At 58.8% G+C, this 23,100-nt stretch carries 20 protein-coding genes; 12 read left to right on the forward strand and 8 right to left on the reverse strand.

Annotated features, from left to right (window positions below; all coding sequences use genetic code 11):
- The first annotated feature begins 6 nt into the window (after window positions 1-6).
- From gltS to glmM, 8 genes are all read left to right on the forward strand, one after another.
- Window positions 7-1,221, forward strand: coding sequence for a sodium/glutamate symporter (gene gltS / locus RUE5091_RS05630; RefSeq protein WP_058280913.1), 1,215 nt, complete (start codon window positions 7-9; stop codon window positions 1,219-1,221).
- A 9-nt stretch (window positions 1,222-1,230) separates the two neighbouring features.
- Window positions 1,231-3,432: a glycine--tRNA ligase subunit beta gene (glyS, locus tag RUE5091_RS05635; protein ID WP_058280914.1), complete on the forward strand. Its 2,202-nt coding sequence runs from the start codon at window positions 1,231-1,233 to the stop codon at window positions 3,430-3,432.
- Window positions 3,433-3,475: 43 nt separating this feature from the next.
- Window positions 3,476-6,037, forward strand: coding sequence for a putative PEP-binding protein (locus RUE5091_RS05640; protein WP_082643566.1), 2,562 nt, complete (start codon window positions 3,476-3,478; stop codon window positions 6,035-6,037).
- A gap of 186 nt (window positions 6,038-6,223) precedes the next feature.
- Complete coding sequence (locus RUE5091_RS05645; protein ID WP_058280915.1) at window positions 6,224-6,865, forward strand: cell wall hydrolase; 642 nt, start codon at window positions 6,224-6,226, stop codon at window positions 6,863-6,865.
- Window positions 6,866-6,938: 73 nt separating this feature from the next.
- The gene (locus RUE5091_RS05650; RefSeq protein ID WP_058280916.1) at window positions 6,939-8,312 is read left to right on the forward strand and encodes a multicopper oxidase family protein; all 1,374 of its coding nucleotides are present in this window, start codon (window positions 6,939-6,941) and stop codon (window positions 8,310-8,312) included.
- 102 nt (window positions 8,313-8,414) lie between these two features.
- Complete coding sequence (locus RUE5091_RS05655) at window positions 8,415-9,335, forward strand: dihydroneopterin aldolase (RefSeq protein WP_058280917.1); 921 nt, start codon at window positions 8,415-8,417, stop codon at window positions 9,333-9,335.
- Window positions 9,332-10,330 carry a dihydropteroate synthase gene (folP, locus tag RUE5091_RS05660; RefSeq protein WP_058280918.1) on the forward strand — a complete coding sequence of 333 codons (999 nt, stop codon included), beginning with the start codon at window positions 9,332-9,334 and terminating at the stop codon, window positions 10,328-10,330. The genes RUE5091_RS05655 and folP overlap by 4 nt, the downstream gene beginning before the upstream one ends.
- A 35-nt stretch (window positions 10,331-10,365) precedes the next feature.
- On the forward strand, window positions 10,366-11,709 hold the full coding sequence (glmM, locus tag RUE5091_RS05665; RefSeq protein ID WP_058280919.1) for a phosphoglucosamine mutase: 1,344 nt from the start codon (window positions 10,366-10,368) through the stop codon (window positions 11,707-11,709).
- Here glmM and RUE5091_RS05670 read toward each other — a convergent pair.
- The gene (locus RUE5091_RS05670; RefSeq protein ID WP_058280920.1) at window positions 11,706-12,608 is read right to left on the reverse strand and encodes a DMT family transporter; all 903 of its coding nucleotides are present in this window, start codon (window positions 12,606-12,608) and stop codon (window positions 11,706-11,708) included. The genes glmM and RUE5091_RS05670 overlap by 4 nt on opposite strands.
- 78 nt (window positions 12,609-12,686) lie before the next feature.
- Entirely contained in the window at window positions 12,687-13,757 is a 1,071-nt protein-coding gene (gene ilvC, locus RUE5091_RS05675) for a ketol-acid reductoisomerase (protein ID WP_279385372.1), read from the reverse strand.
- An 83-nt stretch (window positions 13,758-13,840) separates the two neighbouring features.
- Here ilvC and RUE5091_RS05680 point away from each other — a divergent pair, with 83 nt between their 5' ends.
- Both RUE5091_RS05680 and RUE5091_RS05685 read left to right on the forward strand, forming a co-directional pair.
- A complete protein-coding gene (locus RUE5091_RS05680; RefSeq protein ID WP_058281108.1) occupies window positions 13,841-14,296 on the forward strand; it encodes an Lrp/AsnC family transcriptional regulator in 456 nt (151 codons plus the stop codon).
- Window positions 14,293-14,751 (forward strand): Lrp/AsnC family transcriptional regulator, encoded by a 459-nt coding sequence (locus RUE5091_RS05685; protein WP_058280922.1) that lies wholly within the window; start codon window positions 14,293-14,295, stop codon window positions 14,749-14,751. Before RUE5091_RS05680 ends, RUE5091_RS05685 begins: the two co-directional genes overlap by 4 nt.
- A 6-nt stretch (window positions 14,752-14,757) precedes the next feature.
- Here RUE5091_RS05685 and hutC read toward each other — a convergent pair whose 3' ends face one another.
- The gene (gene hutC, locus RUE5091_RS05690) at window positions 14,758-15,459 is read right to left on the reverse strand and encodes a histidine utilization transcriptional repressor HutC (protein WP_058280923.1); all 702 of its coding nucleotides are present in this window, start codon (window positions 15,457-15,459) and stop codon (window positions 14,758-14,760) included.
- A 234-nt stretch (window positions 15,460-15,693) separates the two neighbouring features.
- Between hutC and RUE5091_RS05695 the strand changes: the two genes are divergently transcribed.
- A complete protein-coding gene (locus tag RUE5091_RS05695) occupies window positions 15,694-16,821 on the forward strand; it encodes an aminotransferase class V-fold PLP-dependent enzyme (protein WP_058280924.1) in 1,128 nt (375 codons plus the stop codon).
- 21 nt (window positions 16,822-16,842) lie between these two features.
- On the opposite strand, the gene RUE5091_RS05700 is transcribed toward RUE5091_RS05695, so the two are convergent.
- The 3 genes from RUE5091_RS05700 to RUE5091_RS05710 all read right to left on the reverse strand — a co-directional run bounded on the left by RUE5091_RS05700 (window position 16,843) and on the right by RUE5091_RS05710 (window position 19,096).
- Window positions 16,843-18,039, reverse strand: a complete 1,197-nt coding sequence (locus tag RUE5091_RS05700; protein ID WP_058280925.1) for a UbiH/UbiF family hydroxylase — start codon at window positions 18,037-18,039, stop codon at window positions 16,843-16,845.
- A 76-nt stretch (window positions 18,040-18,115) separates the two neighbouring features.
- Window positions 18,116-18,364, reverse strand: a complete 249-nt coding sequence (locus RUE5091_RS05705) for a hypothetical protein (protein ID WP_058280926.1) — start codon at window positions 18,362-18,364, stop codon at window positions 18,116-18,118.
- 87 nt (window positions 18,365-18,451) lie between these two features.
- Window positions 18,452-19,096, reverse strand: coding sequence for a pyrimidine 5'-nucleotidase (locus RUE5091_RS05710; protein WP_058280927.1), 645 nt, complete (start codon window positions 19,094-19,096; stop codon window positions 18,452-18,454).
- Between the two features lie 100 nt (window positions 19,097-19,196).
- Between RUE5091_RS05710 and RUE5091_RS05715 the strand changes: the two genes are divergently transcribed.
- Entirely contained in the window at window positions 19,197-19,844 is a 648-nt protein-coding gene (locus RUE5091_RS05715; RefSeq protein ID WP_058280928.1) for a GntR family transcriptional regulator, read from the forward strand.
- Here the strand turns inward: RUE5091_RS05715 and RUE5091_RS05720 are convergent, their stop codons facing one another.
- Complete coding sequence (locus RUE5091_RS05720; protein WP_082643567.1) at window positions 19,845-21,722, reverse strand: glycosyltransferase; 1,878 nt, start codon at window positions 21,720-21,722, stop codon at window positions 19,845-19,847. It lies immediately after the preceding gene.
- Between the two features lie 80 nt (window positions 21,723-21,802).
- A complete protein-coding gene (gene carA / locus RUE5091_RS05725; RefSeq protein ID WP_058280929.1) occupies window positions 21,803-22,969 on the reverse strand; it encodes a glutamine-hydrolyzing carbamoyl-phosphate synthase small subunit in 1,167 nt (388 codons plus the stop codon).
- Window positions 22,970-23,100: the final 131 nt, after the last annotated feature.

Consider the following 23,100-nt stretch of genomic DNA (forward strand, 5'->3'; position numbering starts at 1 on the left):
GGTGCCATGACCGAGGCCGTGCATGAGGTTTCAAATCTACTGACTGCCACGCTGGGCATTGCGGTCTATCTGATCGGGGCCGAGATCAACGCGCGGGTGGCTGTGCTGCGACAGTTCAATATTCCTGAACCGGTGACGGGTGGCCTGCTGGCCTCATTCCTGTTGCTGTTTTTGTATTTGGTTACGGGCCTTGAGTTGAGTTTCGATCTGGCCGCCCGGGATTTCCTGCTGATTGTGTTCTTTGCCGGGATCGGCCTGAATGCCCGCCTGTCGGACTTGATTTCCGGCGGCAAGCCTCTGTTGTTGCTTGTTATTCTGACGATAGTGACAATTGTTGCACAAAACCTCGTCGGTGCGGTTGGGGCCGTGGCCTTTGGCTATCCCGCGCAGGCCGGGGTTCTGTTTGGGTCAGCCTCTCTGATCGGCGGTCATGGTACGGCAATTGCCTGGGCACCCGAAGTTGGTGCGGCGACCGGCCTGACAGGCGCAACTGAATTGGGCGTTGCGGTGGCGACGTTGGGCCTTGTGCTGGCCGCTCTGGTTGGCGGGCCGATTGCACGCCTTTTGATCGAAGGCAAAAACCTGTCCCCAGAGCGTCCAGACGAAGAGCACACGGTCGGCTTGCCGGACCATCCCAACGAGGATGAGGCCAAGATCGACCACCTGACCATCATGCGGGTTTTGCTGCATTTGAATGTGGCGATCATTCTTGGTCTGTCTCTGAATGAAGTGATCCTTGCAACCGGGTTGAAACTACCCCTGTTCGTGCCCTGTCTAATTATGGGGATCGTCGTTGCTAACCTGCGCGCGGCCTTGGCACCAAAAGCACCGCCGGTGTCGCGTACACCCTCGCTCGCGCTGATTTCGGAGTTTTCATTAGGTGCGTTTCTGGCCATGTCGCTGATGAGCCTGCAGCTTTGGACCATCGCCGAGTTGGGTCTGGCCATCGTTGTCATCATGGGGGCACAGACCCTGTTTGCCGTGGCTTTCGTGATCTGGGTGCTGTTCCCGGTCATGGGCGGCAACTATCGCGCCGCCGTGTTGTCTGCCGGATTTGGCGGTTTCGCTTTGGGCGCGACCCCAACTGCTATCGCCAATATGACCGCAGTTACCAAGCGATATGGCCCGTCGCCTATTGCCTTTATCGTGCTGCCCCTTGTATCCGCCTTCTTTGTGGATATCGCCAATGCCATCGTCATTCAGACGATCGTCAATTTCTAAGGACCGAAAATGCCCGACCTGCTGATCGAACTGTTTTCCGAGGAAATCCCCGCCCGCATGCAGACCCGCGCGGGTGAGGACCTAAAAAAGCGGATCACTGACGGTTTGGTCGAGGCCGGTCTGACCTATGCCGGGGCCGCTGCCCTAACCACGCCGCGCCGCCTGACGCTGGCGATCGAAGGTTTGCTGGCCGAAAGTCCAACAATCCGTGAAGAACGCAAGGGCCCCAAGGTCGGCGCACCGGACAAAGCCATCGAAGGGTTCCTACGTGGCGCTGGTCTGACCCGCGACCAACTGGAAGAACGCGAGACACCCAAAGGTGCGGTCTATTTTGCAACCATCGAAAAAGCGGGTCGCCCGGCGTCCGAGATCGTGGCCGAAGTACTTGAGGCCACCATTCGCAACTTTCCCTGGCCCAAGTCGATGCGCTGGGGCAGCGGTTCATTGCGCTGGGTGCGCCCGCTGCATTCGATCCTTTGCATCCTGTCCGATGAGACGGGCGCGCAGGTTGTTCCGCTTGAGGTCGAAGGGGTCAAAGCGGGTGACACCACCGCAGGTCACCGTTTCATGGCGCCAAATAGATTTGCGGTCACGTCGTTCGATGACTACGCCGCCAAACTGAAGCGCGCGTTTGTCGTGCTGAACCCTGCTGACCGGGCTGAACATATCTGGAACGACGCCCAGAACATGGCCTTTGCCGCCGGTCTGGAAATGGTCGACGACAAGGGCCTGCTGGCCGAGGTCGCCGGGCTGGTCGAATGGCCCGTGGTGCTGATGGGGCAGATCGATGAGGAGTTCCTCGACCTGCCGTCCGAGGTGCTGCAGACCTCGATGAAAGAGCATCAGAAGTTCTTTTCGGTCCACAATCCGAAAACGGGCCGGATCGAACGCTTCATCACCGTTGCCAACCGCGAAACCGCAGACAATGGCGTGACTATTCTGGCGGGCAACCAAAAGGTGCTGTCGGCCCGTCTGGCTGATGCGAAATTCTTTTGGGAGAACGACCTGCGCGTTGCGAAATCGGACATCGCCCAATGGACCCGCGCGCTTGAGAATGTGACCTTCCACAATAAGCTGGGCACACAGGCGGAACGGATTAACCGCATCGCTGCACTTGCGCGCGAACTGGCCAAGGTGACCGGTGCGGATGCCGATCTGGCCGAAAAAGCCGCGCGTCTGGCCAAGGCCGATCTGAACTCGGAAATGGTCTATGAATTCCCGGAACTTCAGGGGCTTATGGGGCGCTATTATATCGAAGCTGCCGGCGAAGACGCCGCCGTGGCTGCAGTGGCGCAGGAACATTACTCGCCGCTGGGTCCGTCGGATGACGTGCCGACCGCACCGCTGTCGGCGACCGTGGCGCTGGCCGACAAGCTGGACACGCTGACCGGATTCTGGGCGATTGATGAGAAGCCGACCGGGTCGAAAGACCCGTTTGCTTTGCGTCGGGCGGCGTTGGGGGTTGCCCGGCTGGTTCTGGAGAATGATCTGCGCCTGTCTCTGGCCGAGTTCTTTGAAGCAGCATTGAAGGTTCTTTTGAAACTGCCTGATTGGCAAGCGGCCCTGTTGGGGGCCAAGGCTGAGCAAGTACAGGCAAGCGAAGAGGATAAAGACGTCGCAGCCAAACGCGTGCATGAACTGGCGCATCAGGTTGAGGCGGCGAATGCCATCGTATCGGCTGTGCCTACGGATCTGCTCTCCTTCTTCCACGACCGCCTCAAAACCTTCCTCCGCGAGGAAGGCATCCGTCACGACATCATCGACGCCTGTATCACGATGGAGGGGAATGACGACCTCAACCTGTTGGTCAAACGCGCTCGGGCTCTGAACGAAGTCATCGCGACCGAGGATGGCGAAAACCTCGTGCAGGGGTTCAAGCGCGCCAACAACATCTTGACGCAGGCCGAGGAAAAGGACGGGGTCGAATACTCCTATGGCGCAGACGCGAAGTTTGCCGAGACCGACAGCGAAAAGGCGCTGTTTGCCGCGTTGGATCAAGCGCAGGGTGAGATCGAAGCGGCGCTGAAGGCCGAGGACTTCCCCAAAGCGATGACCACGATGTCGGGTTTGCGCAGTCCGGTCGATGCGTTCTTTGACGAGGTTCAGGTGAACACGGACAACGATATCGTTCGCCGCAACCGCTTGAACCTGCTGAGCCAAATCCGTCAGGTCTGCTCGGCCGTAGCTGACCTCAGCAAGATCGAAGGTTAATCCAGATCGCCCTTGCGCCATTGGTGCAAGGGCTTATGCTGCAGTGAAACCAAAAGGTGCTGCAGTGCAGAATAACCCGCATACTACTCTGATCACGACCGAAGCCCCCGTCGCTGCCAACACCCACGGTGGGCGGGCCAAATGTCTGCAACGTCTGGTCCGTCTTGACCTGCCTGTGCCACGAACGGTGGCGTTGTCCTTTGACGCGGTGCATCAGATCGCGGAAGGGCAGGTGCCTGATATTGACGCCATATTGGAACAGTTCGATCAGTCGGCCTTGCTGTGCGTGCGGCCCAGTTCCGAAGACCCCGATTGGGGTGGTCCAGGTGCGATACTGAATATCGGTATGAACGATGCGCGCTATGTCGACTTGTCGGATTCGATGGGGGCCGAGGCCGCTGCCGCGCTGTACCTGCGCTTTGTCCAAAGCTACGCAATCCATGTGGCCCGTCTAGACGCGGATGTCTTCGATGACATCAGCGCGGATGGCAGCGAAGGGTTGAGCCAGTCCCTACGTGCCTATGAGGATGAGACGGACGAGGTATTCCCACAAAAACGGGGCGAGCAGCTGATTGCTGTCCTGCGGTCAATGGCACGGGCGTGGGATGGAACCTCGGCCCGGTTGCTGCGTCAGGCCAAGGGGGCGCCTGCGGATGCGGGTTTGGGGTTGGTCATTCAGGAAATGATCCCCGGTGTGGGGCAGGGCGAATGCGGCTCGGGCGTGTTACAACTGATTGATCCTACGACGGGAATGCCGCAAATCACCGGCCGTTACCTGAGCCAGAGCCAGGGTCGTGATGCGTTGGGAGAGGGCGTCGCGGCACTGTATCTGGAAAAGGATCCACGCGGGAAATCACTGGAAGAGGTGGCGCCAAAGGCTTTTGCTGACCTTAAGGCTCATGCGGCGTTGATGCGCGCCAAGCTGCGCGAGGAAATGCAGGTCGAGTTTGTGATTGAGAATGGCCATGTGCATATTCTGGATGGGGTGCGCGTGCAACGCAGCGCACGGGCCGCAATGCGGATCGCGGTCCGTCTGGCCGAAGATGGCATCATACCGCCACAAGAGGCGGTGATGCGGGTCGATCCGCATTCCCTGAACGAGATGCTGCACCGGCAGGTCCACCCTGAAGCGGAGAGGGACATGCTGACCACCGGCATTGCCGCCAGCCCGGGTGCAGCGACCGGCAAGATCGTGTTCACCGCTGCCGAAGCACAAGCCAGCGCCGCACGGGGCGAGCCCTGTATTCTGATACGACGCGAAACCTCGCCCGAGGATGTGCGCGGGATGCACGCGGCGGTTGCCGTTTTGACCGAAAAGGGCGGTATGACCAGCCACGCAGCTGTGATCGGGCGCGGTCTGGGCCTGCCCTGCATCGTTGGCGCCTCCGAGATGCGGTTTCAGACCAAGAAAAGGCTGCTGACCGCGCCGGATGGGCGGACCTTTAAGACAGGTGATGTTCTGACGATCGACGGATCTTCGGGGCAGGTCCTGGCCGGACAGCCTGCGATGCTCGAGGCTGCGTTGGATGATTGTTTTCAAACGCTTATGAGCTGGGCTGATGACGAGCGCGACATTGCCATTCGTGCCAATGCCGACACGCCAGCTGATGCACAGACAGCGCGGAACTTTCTGGCGCAGGGGATTGGCCTGTGTCGGACCGAGCACATGTTCTTTGATCCCGGCCGCCTGATCGTGATGCGCGAGATGATCTTTGCGCAGACCCCATCAGGGCGCGCAGCGGTTCTTGAGCGTCTGCTGCCCATGCAGCGCGACGATTTTGTGCAGCTGTTCCGGATCATGGAAGGCCAGCCCGTCTGTATCCGCCTGTTCGATCCACCATTGCACGAATTCCTGCCGACCACACGCAGCGGACAACGCGAATTGGCCGAGGCGTTGGACTTGCCGGTGTCGGATGTCGAGCGCCGTGTCGCAGCGATGAGTGAATATAATCCCATGCTGGGACTGCGCGGTGTGCGTCTGGGTGTGACCGTGCCCGAGATTTACGACATGCAGGCCCGCGCCATCTTCGAGGCGACGCTTGAGGCCAGCAAGGACGGCGCGCCTGTTGTACCCGAGGTGATGATCCCGCTGGTTTCGGCTAAACGCGAGGTTGAACTGGTTAAATCCCGCATTGACACGGTCGCGGCGTCGGTTGCAAGCGAACGCGGTGAGGAATTTGAATACCGTCTGGGCGTGATGGTCGAAACACCTCGGGCCTGTTTGAGGGCGGATGATATCGCGCCTCAGACGGCCTTCCTGAGTTTCGGAACCAACGATCTGACGCAGATGACTTATGGCCTGTCGCGCGACGACGCAGGTCGGTTCATGTCGGATTATGTACGTCAGGGCGTTTTCGTCGAGGACCCGTTCCATGTGCTCGATCCTGAGGGCGTCGGAGAGTTGCTGAAACTTGGCGCGGAACGTGGACGTCAGGCCCAGCCGGATGTTACCCTTTCGGTATGCGGTGAGCATGGTGGTAACCCCGAATCAATCGCCATCTGCCGCGATCTGGGGTTTGACTATGTGTCATGCTCTCCGTTCCGGGTGCCTGTCGCTCGGCTGGCTTCCGCTCAGCTGGCTATTTCGTCCAGACTTGGGGGTTGACACAGGGTGTTTGCCCTAGGATTAGTGGTTTTTAGGCAACCTTGTGGCAGAATTAATTTTCGCCACGGGCGATTTTCCACTTGCGTTTTCTTCTGATCTGGACGTCTGCGTCGGACTGCGCTAAATGCCTCGTCGCGCCCGCCGGGGGAGGGTACGGCGCGATATGTGCCTGTGCGAGGTTATCTGATGCTACGATACATACTGGCTGCTGCCACGTTGGCGGCAACCATGCTGCCTAGTGTGTCTTTCGCTGATAAGAAAGCCACCGATACTGCCGAACGCGAACTTGTCACCCGGACCGAAGTGCCCGGACAGAATTTTCGCGACTATCTGACTCTGTTCAAGCCCCGAAAAGAGCTTGAGCCCCAAAAAATGTCGTACTCGAAGGATTGGCTGGATCAACAGCCCAAGGCCACCGGGGACGAAAATTTCAATTGTCTGGCCGAGGCGCTGTACTTTGAAGCACGTGGTGAAAGCGTGCGCGGGCAGTTTGCCGTGGCCGAGGTTATCCTAAATCGCGTGGACAGTGGCCGGTTCCCGGACTCGCTGTGCGGCGTAATCAAGCAGGGAACCGGTAAGAAATACCAGTGCCAGTTCACTTACACCTGTGATGGCCAAAAGGAAGTGATCCGCGAAAAGAAGGCGTATGAGCGCGTATCGAAAGTTGCGCGTGCGGCCATCGACGGTGTCACCAAAGAACTGACCGAAGGTGCTACGCACTACCACACCACGGCGGTCCGTCCGTCCTGGTCGCGTGTGTATAAGGAAACCGCACGGATCGGCGTGCATATTTTCTACCGGCACAACTATCGAACAGCGAGCAACTGATTGACGCACCCGCGCTGGAACCTTGCTGGCGCGGGGCGTTAAATAACATATGTTGCGGGCCAGGAGGCCCGCAATGACGTTTACACGCAGACAGTTTCTGCAATCAGCAGCCGCACTGACGGTATTGCCGCACCAGGTCCGCGCGTCCGGTTCTGATCTGATCGCGCAAACTGCGATGCAGCAGATCGCCCCGGACGGCTTCCCTCAAACTCCTGTTTGGTCCTATGGCGGCGGTGTGCCCGGCGGCGAAATCCGATTGCATCAGGGTGCGCGGGTTCAGCGCACGTTGGTGAACGAGTTGCCTCAGCCAACAACAGTGCATTGGCATGGCATCCGGATCGACAATGCGATGGACGGTGTGCCGGGTCTGACTCAGGAGGTGGTCGCGCCGGGCGAGAGGTTCGATTATGATTTTGTTGTCCCGGACGCGGGAACCTATTGGTATCACGCGCATAATCGCTCGGTCGAGCAGGTGGCACGCGGCTTATACGGCCCACTGATCGTTGAAGAGGCCTCAGGGCCAGATGTCGATCAGGACCTGACACTGATGTTGGACGATTGGCGGCTGGACCCGGACACCGGACATATCGTTGAGGATTTCGACAACAGTCATGATCAAAGCCATGCCGGACGGTTGGGGAATCTGATCTCGGTCAACGGCCAGTTTGATCCTGTTTTTCCCGTGCGTCGCCACGACCGTTTACGCCTGCGGCTGATCAATGCCTCCAATGCGCGAATCTACGATCTGGCCTTGGACGGGGTGGCAGGATGGATCGTTGCTCTGGACGGAATGCCGCTTGAAATCCCGCTAGAGGTTGAGGACGGCTTTCCGTTGGCCCCGGCTCAACGCGCGGACTTGATTGTGGACGTAACAGCAGAACCTGACACCGTCGCCGGGGTGATCAGTCGCGAGCGGGACGGGGGTTTTGGTCTGGTGCGGTTCCCGGTTTCCGGTACTTCGGCAACGACTGCCCGCTCAGGCGTTGCGCTTTTGCCACCGAATCCATTGCCTCAAGTGGTGCTGAATGACGCGCCGCTGCATCGGATGACATTACAAGGCGGCGCGATGCGGTGGCTGGAATCCGCACAGCTTGGCGGCGCGCAGCTTTCTGGCCGCGAATTGGCGCAACTGGGCCGGTTCTGGGCCTTGAACGGCTATGCTGAACGCCCGCAGGACCCATTTCTGGACGCGCAGCGGGGTACTGTTCACCGGATCGAGTTCGTCAACGAGACCTCTTTTCCGCATGCTATGCACCTGCATGGGCACCATTTTCGGCTGATCCTGCCCGACGGCAACCTTGGCCCATGGCGCGATACAGTGTTGGTAGAGCGCGGCCAAACCCGCGAAATCGCCCTTGTGGCCGACAACCCGGGCGACTGGTTGCTACACTGTCATATGTTGGGGCACGCTGCATCCGGGATGATGAGCTGGTTTCGCGTAACCTGACGCCGCAATCAACGACTAGAATGGCGTTTGTTGCGATGCTATATGCGCGCGCATCCTATAAATTTGGTAGATTAGTCCACCAAGCCCGAAAAGGTCCGCCGTATGAGCTCTGAAATCCGCCTTGCCTTTGCGCACCCGTCCGAACGGTCCGAAGCGACCGCGACGCGCGGCCCGCTGGATCGCATTTCGCTCAGGGACCATATCGTCGAAGTAGAGATCGGTGCCTTTCAGGCTGAGCGCGGAACCACGCAACGCATCTGCTTCAACATCGTGGTCGAGGTGCGCCCGCTGACCGATCCAATTGACGATGACGTTGATCGCATCCTGTCTTACGACCGCGTGACCGAGGCGATTGCCCACGAACTGGCCGCTGAGCGATTGAACTTGCTTGAGACGTTGGCTGACCGCGTGGCGGAACGTATTTTGCTTGAGCCTCAAGCTGTAAGAGCTTTTGTTCGCATCGAGAAACTTGATCGTGGGCCGGGCGCTTTGGGGGTTGAGATTGTGCGCGGTAGAGACACGCTCCACCACGATATGGTCGAGGAAGAACGCCCCCATCCGCGGCTGGTTTTCCTATCGAACGAGGCCATCGCGTCCCCCAACCTGACAGGCTGGATTGACCAGTTGGAGAACCGCCAGCGCCCGCTGATCCTGTGCGTTGGCGCGTCGGATCTGACGGTGCCGCAGACGGGTCACGCGATGACGCAGCGCCGGATTGACCTGCTGGCGATCGAACAAAACGCCTGGGTTCTGGCAGCGCGGGATCACCGGTGTGTGGTCGTTTCGACGCGGACAGAATTGGATTGGGCGATGAAGAACAGGCAGATTTGTGTCTGGGCCCCGTCCAAGATTTTGTTGGATGCGGTGGATGGCCCGTCAGCGGCACCTTCGGACTCAGTCGCCCTGGCGGCCTGGTTCGCGGCAACTTTTGAGGCCAGCGAGATGATGGTGATCGGCGGTGCCTTGCCGAACGCACCAAAGACGCCACTGCGCGCCATTCCAGTGGATCAGGCGCAACTGTGACCGCGTATTTCCGACCGTTGGTGCAGCACAGTTCTGCACGTCCGGACGGGGCAGTGCCCCTTGCCGGGCAGAAATTGTGGTTTACTCACGCAGAGCAACTGTCTCGCACGGATGCACCATCGATAGTCACTGTGAAGGATATTCCAGCCAAAGTGCTGAAGCGGTTGACTTGCCCACGCCCAGAGATTGCCGGTGTTGCGATGGATCGTCCGCAGATCATGGGCATCCTCAACGCCACGCCCGATAGTTTCTCGGACGGCGGGGTGCACAACTCGGTTGAGGCTGCGGTATCTGCCGCACAGCAGATGGTGGCCCACGGTGCCAGTATTCTGGATATCGGTGGTGAATCGACCCGACCCGGTGCGACCTATGTGCCCGAGGACGAGGAAATCGCCCGAACACAACCGCTGATCGAGGCCATTCGTGCCCAGACCAATGCCCTGATCTCCATCGACACCCGCAAGGCCAGCGTTGCACGGGCTGCGTGGAAAACAGGGGCAGGGCTGATCAATGACGTTTCCGGCTTTACTTTTGACCCGCAACTCGCTCCGTTCTGCGCTGAGGTCGACGCACCTGTCTGCGTGATGCATATGCAAGGCGATCCAGCTGAGATGCAGAACGACCCGCAATATGATGACGTCCTGCTGGACGTCTATGATTTTCTTGAGGGTCAGGTTGAAAAGCTGGAACAGATGGGGCTGAGCCGTGACCATATCGTGGTCGATCCCGGCATCGGTTTCGGCAAGACTCAGGCGCACAATCTGACCTTGCTGCAGAATCTCAGCCTTTTCCATGGCTTGGGATGTCCGGTTCTGTTGGGAGTCTCTCGCAAAGGTTTCATCGGGGAGATCGGGCAGGAGCCGCGCAAAGATGCCCGCGCGCCGGGATCAATCGCCGCCGCCCTGGCCGGATTGTCGCAAGGCGTGCAGATCGTGCGGGTTCATGACGTGACCGAAACCGCTCAGGCCTTGCGTCTGTGGGCTGCCGTCCGGTAATCCGGACACAGACAGGACATTAACGGAGTACCATCATGCGCAAGCTGTTCGGAACAGATGGGGTGCGAGGCACCGCCAATACTCATCCGATTACGGCCGAAATGGCCCTGCGCATTGGGGCTGCCGTTGGGCGCTATTTCCGGCGTGATCAATCGGGTGCGCACCGGGTGGTGATCGGCAAGGATACGCGCCTGTCCGGGTATATGCTGGAAAATGCGCTGACCGCCGGGCTGACCTCGACGGGTATGAACGTGCTGTTGTTGGGCCCGGTGCCGACACCGGCAGTTGGGTTGATGACCCGGTCCATGCGGGCAGATTTGGGCGTAATGATCTCGGCCAGCCACAATCCGGCTGACGATAACGGCATCAAGTTCTTCGGCCCAGACGGATATAAGTTGTCTGATCAGGCTGAGCTGGAGATTGAGCGTCTGATCGAAGAGGGCGTCAAACCGGCGCAAGCACAGAATATTGGTCGCGCACGCCGGGTGGACGATGCGCGGTTCCGATATGGTGAACGGGTTAAATCCTCACTGTCTCGCGATCTGCGTCTGGACGGGCTGAAAGTGGTGGTCGATTGCGCCAATGGCGCGGCCCACCGCACCGCACCCGAAGTCCTGTGGGAATTGGGCGCGGACGTCATTCCAGTAGGAATTGCGCCGAACGGCAAGAATATTAACCTGCATTGTGGCTCGACCAAACCTCAGCTCGCGGCTGAAACGGTTGTCGCGCACGGCGCGGATGTGGGTATTTGTCTGGACGGCGACGCCGACCGCGTGGTGATGGTGGATGAAAACGGTCAGGTGGCTGACGGGGATCAGCTGATGGCGCTGCTGGCGACCAGCTGGGCCAAGGCGGATCGTCTTGAAGGCGGCGCGCTGGTTGCAACGGTCATGTCGAACCTCGGGCTGGAACGGCACCTGGCCGCGCAAGGGTTGCGGCTGGAACGGACCGCCGTTGGTGACCGATATGTCGCCGAACGGATGCGCGAAGGTGGGTTCAACTTGGGTGGCGAACAGTCGGGGCACATTGTCATGAGCGATTTTGCCACCACCGGAGACGGCCTGATGGCCGGTCTGCATTTCCTGGCCGAGATGGTGCATTCGGGCCGCAAGGCCTCTGAGCTTTCGGTGCAATTCGAAACCGTTCCGCAATTACTTAAAAATGTGCGGTATGGCGAAGGACAAACACCCTTGGAGTCCAGCAACGTTAAAGCGGCCATCGCCGATGCCGAGGCGCGTCTGAACGGGCAGGGCCGTCTACTGATCCGCAAGTCGGGGACGGAACCCCTGATCCGGGTCATGGCGGAATGTGAGGATGATATCCTGCTGACGCAGGTCGTCGACGGTATCGTAGCCGAGGTCGAGGCGGTTGCCGGTTAACGCCCGATCAGCATCTTGCGCAGGCTGAACCACTGACTGATGGCCAGCCCTGTCAGAATCATGGCCAGCGCGATGTAAAAGCGTAGCGGCAAGGCCTCGGACAAAATCCATGCGCCGAATATCATCGACCAGATCGGCACCTGATAGTTGACCAGCGTCAGAAAGACGGACCCGGCGCTGCGAATGATCGATACGCGCAAAAGTGTGGCAAAGGCGGTCGGCAAAAGACCCAGCGCGACAATGGCCAGGCCGGGGCGTGTGCCTTCCCAGCGTGGCAGGCCCTCGGTCACCAGCATGATCGGCAACAAAAGGACGGCGCCAACCACCAGAGATAAGGCGGCCAGCACCACTGGATCAATCGGCGGACAGCGACGTGTGAAGATCGACGCGCAGGAATAACACAAAGCCGCGCCGATGCAGGCCAATTGTGCCAGAGGCTCGTTACCTTGTCCGATCTGCGCCAACCCCGGTCCGATCAACACCAAAGCGCCGCAAAACCCCAGTGAAACACCGAAGAACCTGCGGGCATTTAACGGTTCGTCTGAAAAGAAATGCGCCAGCGGCAGAACCATCAGCGGGATCGCTGCCATCGACAGTCCTGCAAATGCCGAAGCCACATACTGCTGTCCCCAACTGAGCAGCATGAAGGGCAGAGCGGTGGACAGAAGGCCGATGATGACAATGAACCCCCACAGGTTCAGATCGCTCGTCGGCAGCTTGCGCCCGGTCAGTGCCATCATCCCCAACAAAGTCAGGGCGCCCAAAGTCGTGCGTGCGGTGGCAACGGTAACCGGCCCATATCCCTCAAGCGCCATGGCAACGACCATGAACGTGCCGCCCCAGATGAGGCCCAGAGCGATCACACCGCTCCAATCGCGAGATGTGGGTTGATCAACCATGTTACGCCTCGGGTTCGGAAGAGGTTGTGACAAAAAAGGGCGGCCGCTTGGCCGCCCCTTCGCTAAGAGCAGTCAGGATCAGTTCTTTTCCTGATCGACCAGCTTGCCTGCGGAAATCCACGGCATCATGTCGCGCAGTTTCTTACCGACCTGCTCGATCTGATGCTCATCGTTGTGACGGCGGGCCGCTTTGATGGTCGGTTGGCCAACGGCGTTTTCCAGCATGAAGTCACGCACGAATTTGCCAGTTTGGATGTCCGACAAGGTCTCTTTCATCGCCTTCTTGGTCTGCTCATAGGGCAGGATCCGCGGGCCGGTGACGTACTGGCCGTATTCGGCCGTGTTCGAGATCGAGTAATCCATGTTGGCGATGCCGCCTTCATAGATCAGGTCAACGATCAGCTTGGTCTCGTGCAGACACTCAAAATAGGCCATTTCAGGCGCATAGCCTGCTTCGACCAGGGTCTCAAAACCGCAGCGGATCAGCTCAACGATACCGCCGCACAGAACGGCCTGTTCGCCGAACAGGTCGGTTTCACATTCTTCGCGGAAGTTGGTCTCGATGATGCCCGAACGGCCGCCACCAATGGCTGAGCAATAGGACAGGCCGATTTCCAGCGCTTTGCCGGTTGCGTCGTTGTCAACGGCGACTAGGCAGGGCACGCCGCCGCCTTTGACATATTCACCGCGCACGGTGTGACCGGGGCCTTTGGGTGCCATCATGATGACATCGACGCCTTCTTTCGGCTCGATCAGGCCAAAGTGGACGTTCAGGCCATGCGCAAATGCAATGGCCGAGCCCGGCTTGATGTTTTCATGCACGTATTTCTTGTAGGTCTCTGCCTGCAGTTCATCGGGCATGGTGAACATGATGACGTCGCACCAGGCTGCGGCTTCGGCGATGCCCATGACGGTCAGACCTTCGGCTTCGGCTTTCTTGGCGGATGCCGAGCCTTCGCGCAGAGCGACAACCAGGTTCTTGGCGCCCGAATCCCGCAGGTTCAGTGCATGGGCGTGGCCTTGCGAGCCATAGCCCAGGATCGCCACTTTTTTGTCTTTGATCAGGTTGATGTCGCAATCGCGATCGTAATAGACGCGCATGTTTTCGGTCCTTTCAGTTACGGTTGCCGTGGTTTTAGTGGGGTGCAAAGCTATTGGCGAGCGCTTTACAATCGATTATTGAAGAAATGCGCGAAAAGTTATTCGCATTTTATGACATTACCGGAATAATCATGCTTGATGATATGGATCGGCGCATTCTGCGCCACTTGCAGGCCGAACCGACACTGTCCATGGCCGAACTGGCCGAGCGGTGCGGGATCAGTCAGGGCGTGTGCTGGCGTCGGGTTGAAAAGATGCAGGCCTCAGGAGTAATTCTGGGGCAAGAGGTTGTCATCGACTGGGCGGCGATGGGATATGCGGTCGAGGTCTCTCTACGCGTGACGCTGGACAAGACGCAGCCGCGCGCATTTGACGAATTCACCGCAACCGCGCGAAGTGTTTCGGAGGTTATTGAAATTCAGACATTTCTTGGTCGTGTGGACGTGAGGCTGTCGGTGATTGCACGTGACATGACACACTATCAACAGCTCTACCGCGATCGCATCCTGACCTTGCCGCATATCGCCGATATCGAGGCGCTAATGCATATCGCGCGGGTCAAGCGGAACGAAGTATTGCCGGTATGATTGAACTTGATGACACCGACCGAACTATTCTGCGTGCGCTGGTACAAGATGCCACGCAAAGTGCTGGGGCATTGGGGCGCAAGCTGGGGCTGTCCCAGCCAGCAACCTGGCGGCGCATTCGCAGGCTGGAAACCGCAGGGGTCATCAAGGGCCGCCGCCTGCGTCTGAATGCCGAGGCGCTGGGCTTTGGCGTAACCGTGTTTCTGGGTGTAAAGCTGGCGCGTAAAGGACAAGTCAGCCTTGAAGATTTTGAACGCGCCGTCAGCGCTATCCCGGAGGTGCAGACGGTCGAGCATGTTTTGGGTCTATACGATTATCGCCTACGGGTTGTTGCACGCGATTTGTCCGATTTCGAACGGGTTTTACGACGCCGGATCATGACCTTACCCGGCGCAGGTGAGGTCGAGGCAAACGTTTTGCTGAGCGAAGAACGTTTGCCCGGCCCTATCGGCTGATCCGGATTAGTATCTGGTGCGGATGCAATAGCCGGGGTGATGCGTCATCCGGGCAAAAGCCATTGGAACCCCATCTTTCCAAGTGGTGCGTTCCAACTGAATCATCGACGTACCAGCGGTTGTACCCATAAATTCCGCCAGCCGTCCGTCAGCGGAAATCGCGCAGAATGCAACCTCGGCCTCGGTAAAGGGGGCGACGTTCAGCAGCCACTCATGCGGCCCCTTGGTGTTCAGGTCGGCATGTTCGACATCGGGCACCGAGTCAATATTGATCCAGCGTTCTTCTAGCTGAAAGGGGCGGTTGTCGGCATAGTGCATGCAGATCACATGCAGTACCCGTGCATCTGATGAAACGCTGAGTTGCGACGCAAGCCATCCGGGGCTGGACACAACATTGCGTTCGACAAGCGCATAACGATAGGTTGAATTTTGATTCTCAACTGATTGTCGGGCCAGAGAAAACTCTAGCTTGGCATGCTTGCTGGGTTCCTTTTTGACCCGCGTGCCACTTTTGCGTTTACGTTCGACGAACCCTTGCTCGGCGAGTTCTCGCAAGGCGCGATTGACTGTTGCCCGCGCGCAATTAAATTCTTCGGCCAGCTGCGTTTCCGTCGGCAACAATGATCCCTGAGGCCAAATCCGGCTTTCAATGCGCCGTTTAACTTCGTCACGTACAACCTGAAAACTGATCCGCTTTTGAGCAGTCACGAGAAGCAATACCTTTCTTCTACAAAGTGAATGTATCTGTTCAGAAACACCTCTGGGTGTAAAGGGGTGGTGACACTATTTGGCGTCAACTAGTTGTTCAATTAGAGGTTTTCATGGTTAATTTTTTGTTAGGATTTTGACTTCCGTTGCGTCAATTATCGGCAAGGGACTGGGGCTTTACCATTCTCGAAAAAGGATTCAGTAATCCTGAAGAACAGTTTGAAAGGACAAATCATGGCCGCGCTCTTGGAAAATATCGACCCGAACGGGCTCGAAGAATTCTCGGTTGTTTTTACCGATCGGTCGTTGAACCACATGTCAGCCCGGTTTCAGACCGTTATGCGTGATATTTCGGCCATGTTGCGCGATGTTTATAACGCCGATGGGGTGGCTGTTATCCCAGGTGGCGGCACCTATGGGATGGAAGCTGTGGCGCGTCAATTCGCGCGCAATGCCAATGTTCTGGTCGTTCGCAACGGGTGGTTTTCCTATCGCTGGAGCCAGATTATCGAGTCCGCATCCCTGACCGCGTCAGCAACCGTGCTCAAGGCGCGGCAGACCGGAAACTCTAGCCCATCCCCGTTTGAACCAGCCCCGATTGAAGAGGTGGTGTCAACAATTCGTGAGCAACGCCCGGATGTGGTGTTTGCTCCGCATGTGGAAACGGCTGCAGGCCTTATTCTGCCAGATGATTATGTGACCGCGATGGCTGAGGCCGCGCACGAGGTTGGCGCGCTGATGGTGCTGGATTGCATTGCTTCGGGCTGCGCCTGGATTGATATGAAGGCAACTGGTGTGGACGTCCTGATTTCGGCCCCGCAAAAAGGGTGGAGTGCAACACCCAGTGCCGGTCTGGTCATGTTATCCGAGCGCGCCGAAGCCCGACTGGAAGAGACGACATCCGACAGTTTCGCGGTGGACCTGAAGAAATGGCGGCAAATCATGCAGGCTTATGAGAACGGTGGGCACGCCTATCACGCAACTATGCCGACCGATGCGCTGCTGGCGTTCCGCGACACTATGATCGAAACGCGTGATTATGGTTTTGAAAAACTGCGTGACGCTCAATGGGCCCTGGGTGACGGAGTGCGGGCGATGCTGAAAGAAAAAGGTCTGGTCTCGGTTGCCGCGGACGGTTTCGGCGCGCCGGGGGTTGTTGTCACCTATACCTCGGACCCTGAGGTTCAGAACGGCAAAAAATTCGCCGCTCTGGGTATGCAGATCGCGGCGGGAGTTCCGCTGCAATGCGATGAGCCCGAAGGATTCAGCACCTTCCGGTTGGGCCTGTTCGGGCTGGACAAGCTGTATGACGTAGACGGCACGATCGGGCGACTCAAGCGCGTGCTGGATCAGGTTCTTTGATCTGAGTGTGACCAGAGGGCCTCAGTGCACGCCGAGGCCCATTTGCATCAACGTTTTACGCACGGACGGCAGGGAATAGAGCGCATTCAGCCCCATCGCCCGGGCGTCCCGCAACGGGCGCGCTTCGATCATCGAGGCGCGGTTTAGCAGGTCGATCCCTTTGACCCTCATCTCAATCTCGGTGTGGCGGGCCTTGTGATAGGCGTCCAGCATCTGCGCATCGCCTAGACCTTCGGGTCGGGCTTGCGCCAGATCCAACAGGGTGCGCAGGTCGCCCAGCGACATGTTCAATCCCTGCGCACCGATGGGTGGCACCACATGCGCAGCCTCGGCCATCAGTGCAACCCTCTCACCCGACAGCCGTTCCGCGGACTGGCTGATGATCGGCCAGATTGTCCGGCGTGAGGCCAGTTTCAACGGCCCGAACAACCCGCAAGAGCGTTCGGTCATCAGCGTTTCGAACGCCTCGGGCTCGGTATTTAGCAGTTCAACCGCACGTGGCCCGCGCTCCATCCACACAATTGCTGATGACGGCTGACCCTGCCAGTCGGGCAGGGGGACCAGTGTGAACGGCCCGCCGGACCGGTGAAGCTCGGTCGAGACATTGTCGTGTGGGATCGGATGCGTGACGGCAAAGGCCAGCGCCTTTTGACCGTACCGCGTGGTGTGGACGTTGATCCCGGCGGCCTCGCGCATCGGGGAGTTGCGCCCGTCGGCGGCGACCACCAGTTTGCTGCGAATGCGGCTGCCATCACTCAACCCTACGCGGGCCTCGGCGGTGCGAGTGAACAGGCTGACAGTGCCGGTGCCGGGACGAAAATCGACATTGGGCAACTCGGCCAGACGCGCGACCATTTCACGCCGCAACAGCCAATTGGGCAAGTTCCACCCAAAGGGTTGATCCGAGATATCGGCGGCGTTGAAATCGCGTACCACGCGCGGTTCGGGAACATCGCCGCCTGCATCCACGATTCGCATGATCTGTAAGGGCGCTGCGTATTCGTCCAGCCGCTGCCACAACCCGCATTGCGCCAACAGCCCATGTGCCGGTTGCAGAAAGGCCGTGGTCCGCAGATCGGACCCGTCCACATCCCGTTCGGTTATCGGCGGGGTGGGATCGACGCAGACCACGTCGAACCCGGCAGTTCCAAAGACCGCTGCCGCGGTCAGCCCGGCGATTCCTCCGCCGGAAATCAGAATGTCACAGCTGTCAGTCATGGCCTTGGTCCCTTAGTCCTGGGCAGAACCTAGTTCGGTTCCAAGGCCAGTGCCAAGTGACATCCTGTCCCGTGTGTCAGCCGCGCGAGATCAGGATCAGAAGGATGAACATCATCGGCACCATCATGACGGCCGGGATGTAAAGTCCTGGCAGGCCAAACAGCAAAGCCGAACAGCCCCACATGCTGAAAATGGCGCCGGCCGTGTAATACCAATCCTCGGCCGTTCCGTTGGCGGCATCGCGGGCCAGCCAACCGAAAACAGGGATTGCAAACAACAGGCGCTGCCAGATGGGCAGGCGCCGAGGCATCTCGATCGCGCTCATGAGGGTCTCCGATTCTGTTCGTCGCTGAAGCGCATATAGGGTCGATTATGCACCTGCAGAATGTGCAGATCGTCGCAGTGTGACAGCCTAACGCAGGCGGGCCAGAAAGGCGGTCAAATCGTCTGTGTGATGGTGGATATGGTCAGCCTCGTGCGGCTCGTGTGCGACGTGGACAGTGCGCATTCCCATTGCATGCGGGGCGGCCAAATTACGCGGGTCATCTTCGAACATTGCGGCCTGTGCGGCGTCGATTCCGTCTTGCGCAAAGATCGCCTCAAACGCGGCTTGTTCGGGTTTGGGGCGATAACCGGCGTGCTCGACGCCGTAGATCGCATCGAACAAACCGTTGAGGCCACGCGCCTCAAGCACCCGTTCCGCATAGGGTGCGCTGCCGTTAGTATAGACGATCCGGCGGCCGGGCAGAGATCGGATGTGATCGGCCAGTTCGGCATCGGGGTCCATGTGGCTCATGTCGACTTGGTGGACGGCGTGCAGATAGGGATCAGGGTCCAGATCATGCTCGGCCATCAGCCCTGCCAGCGTTGTGCCGTATTGTCGCCAGTAATGAGAGCGCAGATGATCTGCCTCGGCCCGGGTGACGCCGATGACGCGCTCCACGTAATCCGTCATCAGCACCTCGATCTGATCGAACAGGCGCATATGCGGCGGGTAGAGAGTGTTGTCGAGGTCGAACACCCATTGGGTGACGTGAGCAAAAGCAGGTTTGACCATGAGTTTTGTTTAGGCTGCAGGGGCACGGTTTTCAATGCTACACTTGATCCGCAGGGCAAGTGACGGATAGACATGTCCGAACGAGGAGACAAACCACCCAATGCCCCAATCCAGACAGCCGTCCAAAGACGCCTACAGCCTTATTCTCGAAGCGATCGACGTAGGCGTTTACAAGCCCGGCGACCGTCTGGTCGAAAGTGAGCTTGCCGAACGGTTCGGCGTGTCGCGCACACCTATTCGCGAAGCACTGCAGCGGCTTGAGACGCAATCGCTGCTGGAACGGGACGGCCGGTCGCTGATCGTGGCTTCGCTGAACCATAACCAGATGGCCGAGCTGTATGTCGTGCGGCGCGAGTTGGAGGGGCTGGCCGCCAAGCTGGCCGCCAAGCACGCCACCGAGGAAGAGATCAAGGTACTGCAGGAAATGGTGGCTGATGACGATGCGTTGGTCCACGACCCTCAGGCCTTGTCGCGGGCGAACCGCCGCTTTCATGAACAAATACATCTGGCCTCGCACAATCGATATCTGGTGCAGCAGCTGGATCTTGTGCATCGCACGATGGCGCTGATGGCAACCACATCTCTGGCCGTGCAGGGGCGTGGTGAGATTGCGCAGAGTGAGCATAAAGGGATTGTCGAGGCAATCGCCGCACGCGATGAAGAGGGCGCAGCACGCGCGCTTAAGGACCACATTTCGGTGGCCTTCATGACGCGGCTGAAACAGGATGCGGTGCAACGCGAGAACTGACTACGCTGGGGGCAATCCCTCTTCGCTGGCTTGCCCGTGTTGTGTCTTGTCCCAGAAGAACGGGTTCAGAACCAATTCCCACAGGGCCTTATACGCTGCCAGAATGCCCATAGGGAAATACAGCGGCATTGTCAGAACCCAGGGCAGTAAAAAGCGTCTTTCCCGCGCGGAAACAGCAAGGGCACTGATTGCAGCATTAGTGATCTCGGCACATAGAAAAAGGCCGATCAGCACCAGCAACACGGTATCAGAGAGAATAGGGTCCAACGGGCTGGTCAGGCCGAAACTAGTCAACCAGAACATCCACAAAACCGGTGCCAGCAAGAATTGCCCGATGGTCCCCAGAAAAAACGCCTGAAAACCAAGAAACCTAAAGGCGCCCAAATCCCGTAACAGCCGTAGTGGGGCTCGCATGTGGACAAGGTATGTGACCATGAACCCCTTAAGCCAGCGCGACCTTTGCCGCACCCAGGGCCAAGCGCGAAAGTTGGCCTCTTCAAAGGTGGTGGTGTCCACCATCTCGGTGCGATAGCCCGCTCGCGAAAGACGCACACCAAGATCGGCATCTTCGGTAACGTTGTGAGCGTCCCATCCACCCAACTCCAACAGTTTGTCGCGGCGGAAAAAGAACGTGGTGCCTCCCAAGGGCACGACAAGCCCAAGCCGGGCAATACCCTGTAGGATGACTCGAAACCAGCTATTATATTCGATGGTAAAACACCGCGACCGCCAGTTGGTGCGGGGATTGTAGTAATCCAGCACACCCTGCAGGCACACAACATCCTCGTCCGCCTGTGCGAAATGCCGGACGACGCGTTCAATCTGATCCGGTTGAGGCGCGTCTTCGGCATCCCAGACGCCCAGAATATCGCCGCGGCAGAAATCCAATGCATAGTTCATCGCGCGCGGTTTGGTGGTCAGGCCGTTCAATTCGGGGACCTCAACGGTTCTGATCCAACTGGGCAGATCGACTTGCGCAAGGGTGGCGCGTGTGACCTCGTCAGTTTCTTCAAGCACCAGAATGACGTCCAGCAATGCCTTGGGATAGGTCAATCGCCGCAACCGACAGATCAGCGCGTCGGCAATCTCGCGTTCCCTATAAAGCGGCACCATGATCGACACGAAAGGCGACGCGTGTGGCGGATCAGGAGGTCTAAAATCAGGGCGGTGCTTTAAGGATTGCCAGACGAAGGCCAGCAAGCCAGCCAAACGCAGACACATGAACAGGATCAGGCTGATTACGGCGGCGGCGACCAGAACGGCCAATCCGATTGTGGGAAAAGCAGCAAACAGACCTGCGAGACCTATCAAAGCGAGGGCAGGTCCGGTACGAGAGCGCGGGATCCACGATCGGCAACTTTGCTCCAGATCCACACGCGCTTCGGCCGCCTTGGCGAGGGGTGAAGCGAAAATGCGTGCGATGGTGGCGTCGATTTGATCCGCGGCAGCGAGCACGGGCATGACTGTGTAGCCGGTCCCCTCCAGGCTTTTGCGCACGGCAGGGAACAGATCGGGTCGCGCGGTTGCAACCAACAGGATGGGCCCCAGGCGCTGCCAGGGGATGACATTATGGGCTAGCCAGAAATCGACCGGTTGGATCTGGCAAATTTTCGGGGACAGGGGTGATGTGTTGAGATCGGCAATTTGAAGACCAGTCTGTTCGGATAGCGCACCAAGAATATCCTGGCGATTGACCCAGCCCTCAGCCACCAAAATTTCACCCAGCGGTGCCCGCTGCCAAGATTGCAGAAACAGCGCCTCGTCCAGTTGCGATCGGGTGATCAAGCCTTGGTCAACAAGGCACGCCCCCAATGGCTTTCGTGCCTGCGCAGGGATCGGCGCGGCGCGCGCGAAGTGCTGCAGGTTTAACTGGACCATAAAAAACCCTGACGCGGTTACCAAGCGTCAGGGTTGGGGTATTTAGGTTAACAACGGGTTAACCATGATCGAACAGGTGATTATGCCTGTGCTTTCTGGGCTGCCATTGCTTCGGCAAAGCGTTCAAACAGGTAGAAACTGTCCTGCGGGCCGGGTGACGCTTCGGGGTGGTGTTGCACCGAATAGACCGGGCGGTCAGCCATACGGATGCCGCAGTTCGACCCGTCAAACAGTGAACGGTGGGTTTCCACCACGCCGTCAGGCAGCGTTTGCGCATCTACCGCAAAGCCGTGGTTCATCGACGTGATCTCGACCTTTCCTGTCTCCATGTCCTTGACCGGATGATTAGCGCCATGGTGGCCGTGGTTCATCTTGACAGTCTGACCGCCAAGCGCCAGTGCCAGCATCTGGTGGCCAAGGCAGATGCCAAAGACGGGCAGTTCGGTAGTGTCCAGAACCTCTTTGATCATAGGTACGGCGTATTCGCCGGTCGCCGCCGGGTCGCCGGGGCCGTTGGACAGGAACACCCCGTCGGGATTGTGGGCCAGTACCTCGGCCGCAGTCGCTGTGGCGGGCAGCACGGTTACATCGCAGCCGGCCGAGGCCAGGCAGCGCAGAATGTTGCGCTTGGCACCATAGTCTATGGCGACAACCTTGTGCGCAGGTGCTTCCTGACGGGGATAACCATCAGGCCAGGCCCAACGCATCTCATCCCAGCGATAGCTTTGGGCGCAGGTGACCTCTTTTGCCAGATCCATGCCTTCAAGCCCAGCAAAGCCTCGCGCGGCGGCAATCAGCGCCTCAATGTCGAAATTGCCCTCGGGGTCGTGGGCCAGGGCGACATGCGGCGCGCCTTGCTGGCGAATGGCGCGAGTCAGGCGGCGGGTGTCGACGCCACCGATAGCGATGCGCCCACGGCGCGCCAACCAGGTCTTCAACTCGTCGGTCGAGCGCCAGTTGGACGCGTCGGTCGGGTCCCATTTGACCACCATCCCTGCTGCAACCGGATAACCGGTTTCGTCATCCTCGGGGTTCACGCCAACATTGCCGATATGGGGGAAGGTGAAGGTCACGATCTGCCCTGCATAAGAGGGGTCGGTCATGATCTCCTGATATCCGGTCATGGCAGTGTTAAAGCACAGTTCAGCCACGGTTTGGCCGGTGGCACCGAAGCCCATCCCGTAGAACAATGTTCCGTCGGCCAAAGCCAGACATGCGGTGGGCTTGGACGGGACGTTCTGGGCCATTGGGCGACTCTCTTGCTGGGTAAATCGGCGCATACCTAAGGGGGTTGTGGCGCTGGGTCAAGTCTGTTCAAAATTTACGCTATTGTGGAAAATCAAGTAGTTAGCAATATTCACCCCCTGTTGTATCACGC

Origin of the sequence: Ruegeria denitrificans, from assembly GCF_001458295.1 — a bacterium.
Taxonomy (GTDB): domain Bacteria; phylum Pseudomonadota; class Alphaproteobacteria; order Rhodobacterales; family Rhodobacteraceae; genus Ruegeria; species Ruegeria denitrificans.

Excerpts from the sequence above, each read along its gene's own strand:
- gltS (WP_058280913.1), top strand. The coding sequence starts at position 7 with ATGACCGAGGCCGTGCATGAGGTTTCAAATCTACTGACTGCCACGCTG.
- glyS (WP_058280914.1), top strand. The coding sequence starts at position 1,231 with ATGCCCGACCTGCTGATCGAACTGTTTTCCGAGGAAATCCCCGCCCGC.
- RUE5091_RS05645 (WP_058280915.1), top strand. The coding sequence starts at position 6,224 with ATGCTACGATACATACTGGCTGCTGCCACGTTGGCGGCAACCATGCTG.
- RUE5091_RS05650 (WP_058280916.1), top strand. The coding sequence starts at position 6,939 with ATGACGTTTACACGCAGACAGTTTCTGCAATCAGCAGCCGCACTGACG.
- RUE5091_RS05655 (WP_058280917.1), top strand. The coding sequence starts at position 8,415 with ATGAGCTCTGAAATCCGCCTTGCCTTTGCGCACCCGTCCGAACGGTCC.
- glmM (WP_058280919.1), top strand. The coding sequence starts at position 10,366 with ATGCGCAAGCTGTTCGGAACAGATGGGGTGCGAGGCACCGCCAATACT.
- RUE5091_RS05670 (WP_058280920.1), bottom strand. The coding sequence starts at position 12,608 with ATGGTTGATCAACCCACATCTCGCGATTGGAGCGGTGTGATCGCTCTG.
- RUE5091_RS05680 (WP_058281108.1), top strand. The coding sequence starts at position 13,841 with ATGCTTGATGATATGGATCGGCGCATTCTGCGCCACTTGCAGGCCGAA.
- RUE5091_RS05685 (WP_058280922.1), top strand. The coding sequence starts at position 14,293 with ATGATTGAACTTGATGACACCGACCGAACTATTCTGCGTGCGCTGGTA.
- RUE5091_RS05695 (WP_058280924.1), top strand. The coding sequence starts at position 15,694 with ATGGCCGCGCTCTTGGAAAATATCGACCCGAACGGGCTCGAAGAATTC.
- RUE5091_RS05700 (WP_058280925.1), bottom strand. The coding sequence starts at position 18,039 with ATGACTGACAGCTGTGACATTCTGATTTCCGGCGGAGGAATCGCCGGG.
- RUE5091_RS05705 (WP_058280926.1), bottom strand. The coding sequence starts at position 18,364 with ATGAGCGCGATCGAGATGCCTCGGCGCCTGCCCATCTGGCAGCGCCTG.
- RUE5091_RS05710 (WP_058280927.1), bottom strand. The coding sequence starts at position 19,096 with ATGGTCAAACCTGCTTTTGCTCACGTCACCCAATGGGTGTTCGACCTC.
- RUE5091_RS05715 (WP_058280928.1), top strand. The coding sequence starts at position 19,197 with ATGCCCCAATCCAGACAGCCGTCCAAAGACGCCTACAGCCTTATTCTC.
- RUE5091_RS05720 (WP_082643567.1), bottom strand. The coding sequence starts at position 21,722 with ATGGTCCAGTTAAACCTGCAGCACTTCGCGCGCGCCGCGCCGATCCCT.
- carA (WP_058280929.1), bottom strand. The coding sequence starts at position 22,969 with ATGGCCCAGAACGTCCCGTCCAAGCCCACCGCATGTCTGGCTTTGGCC.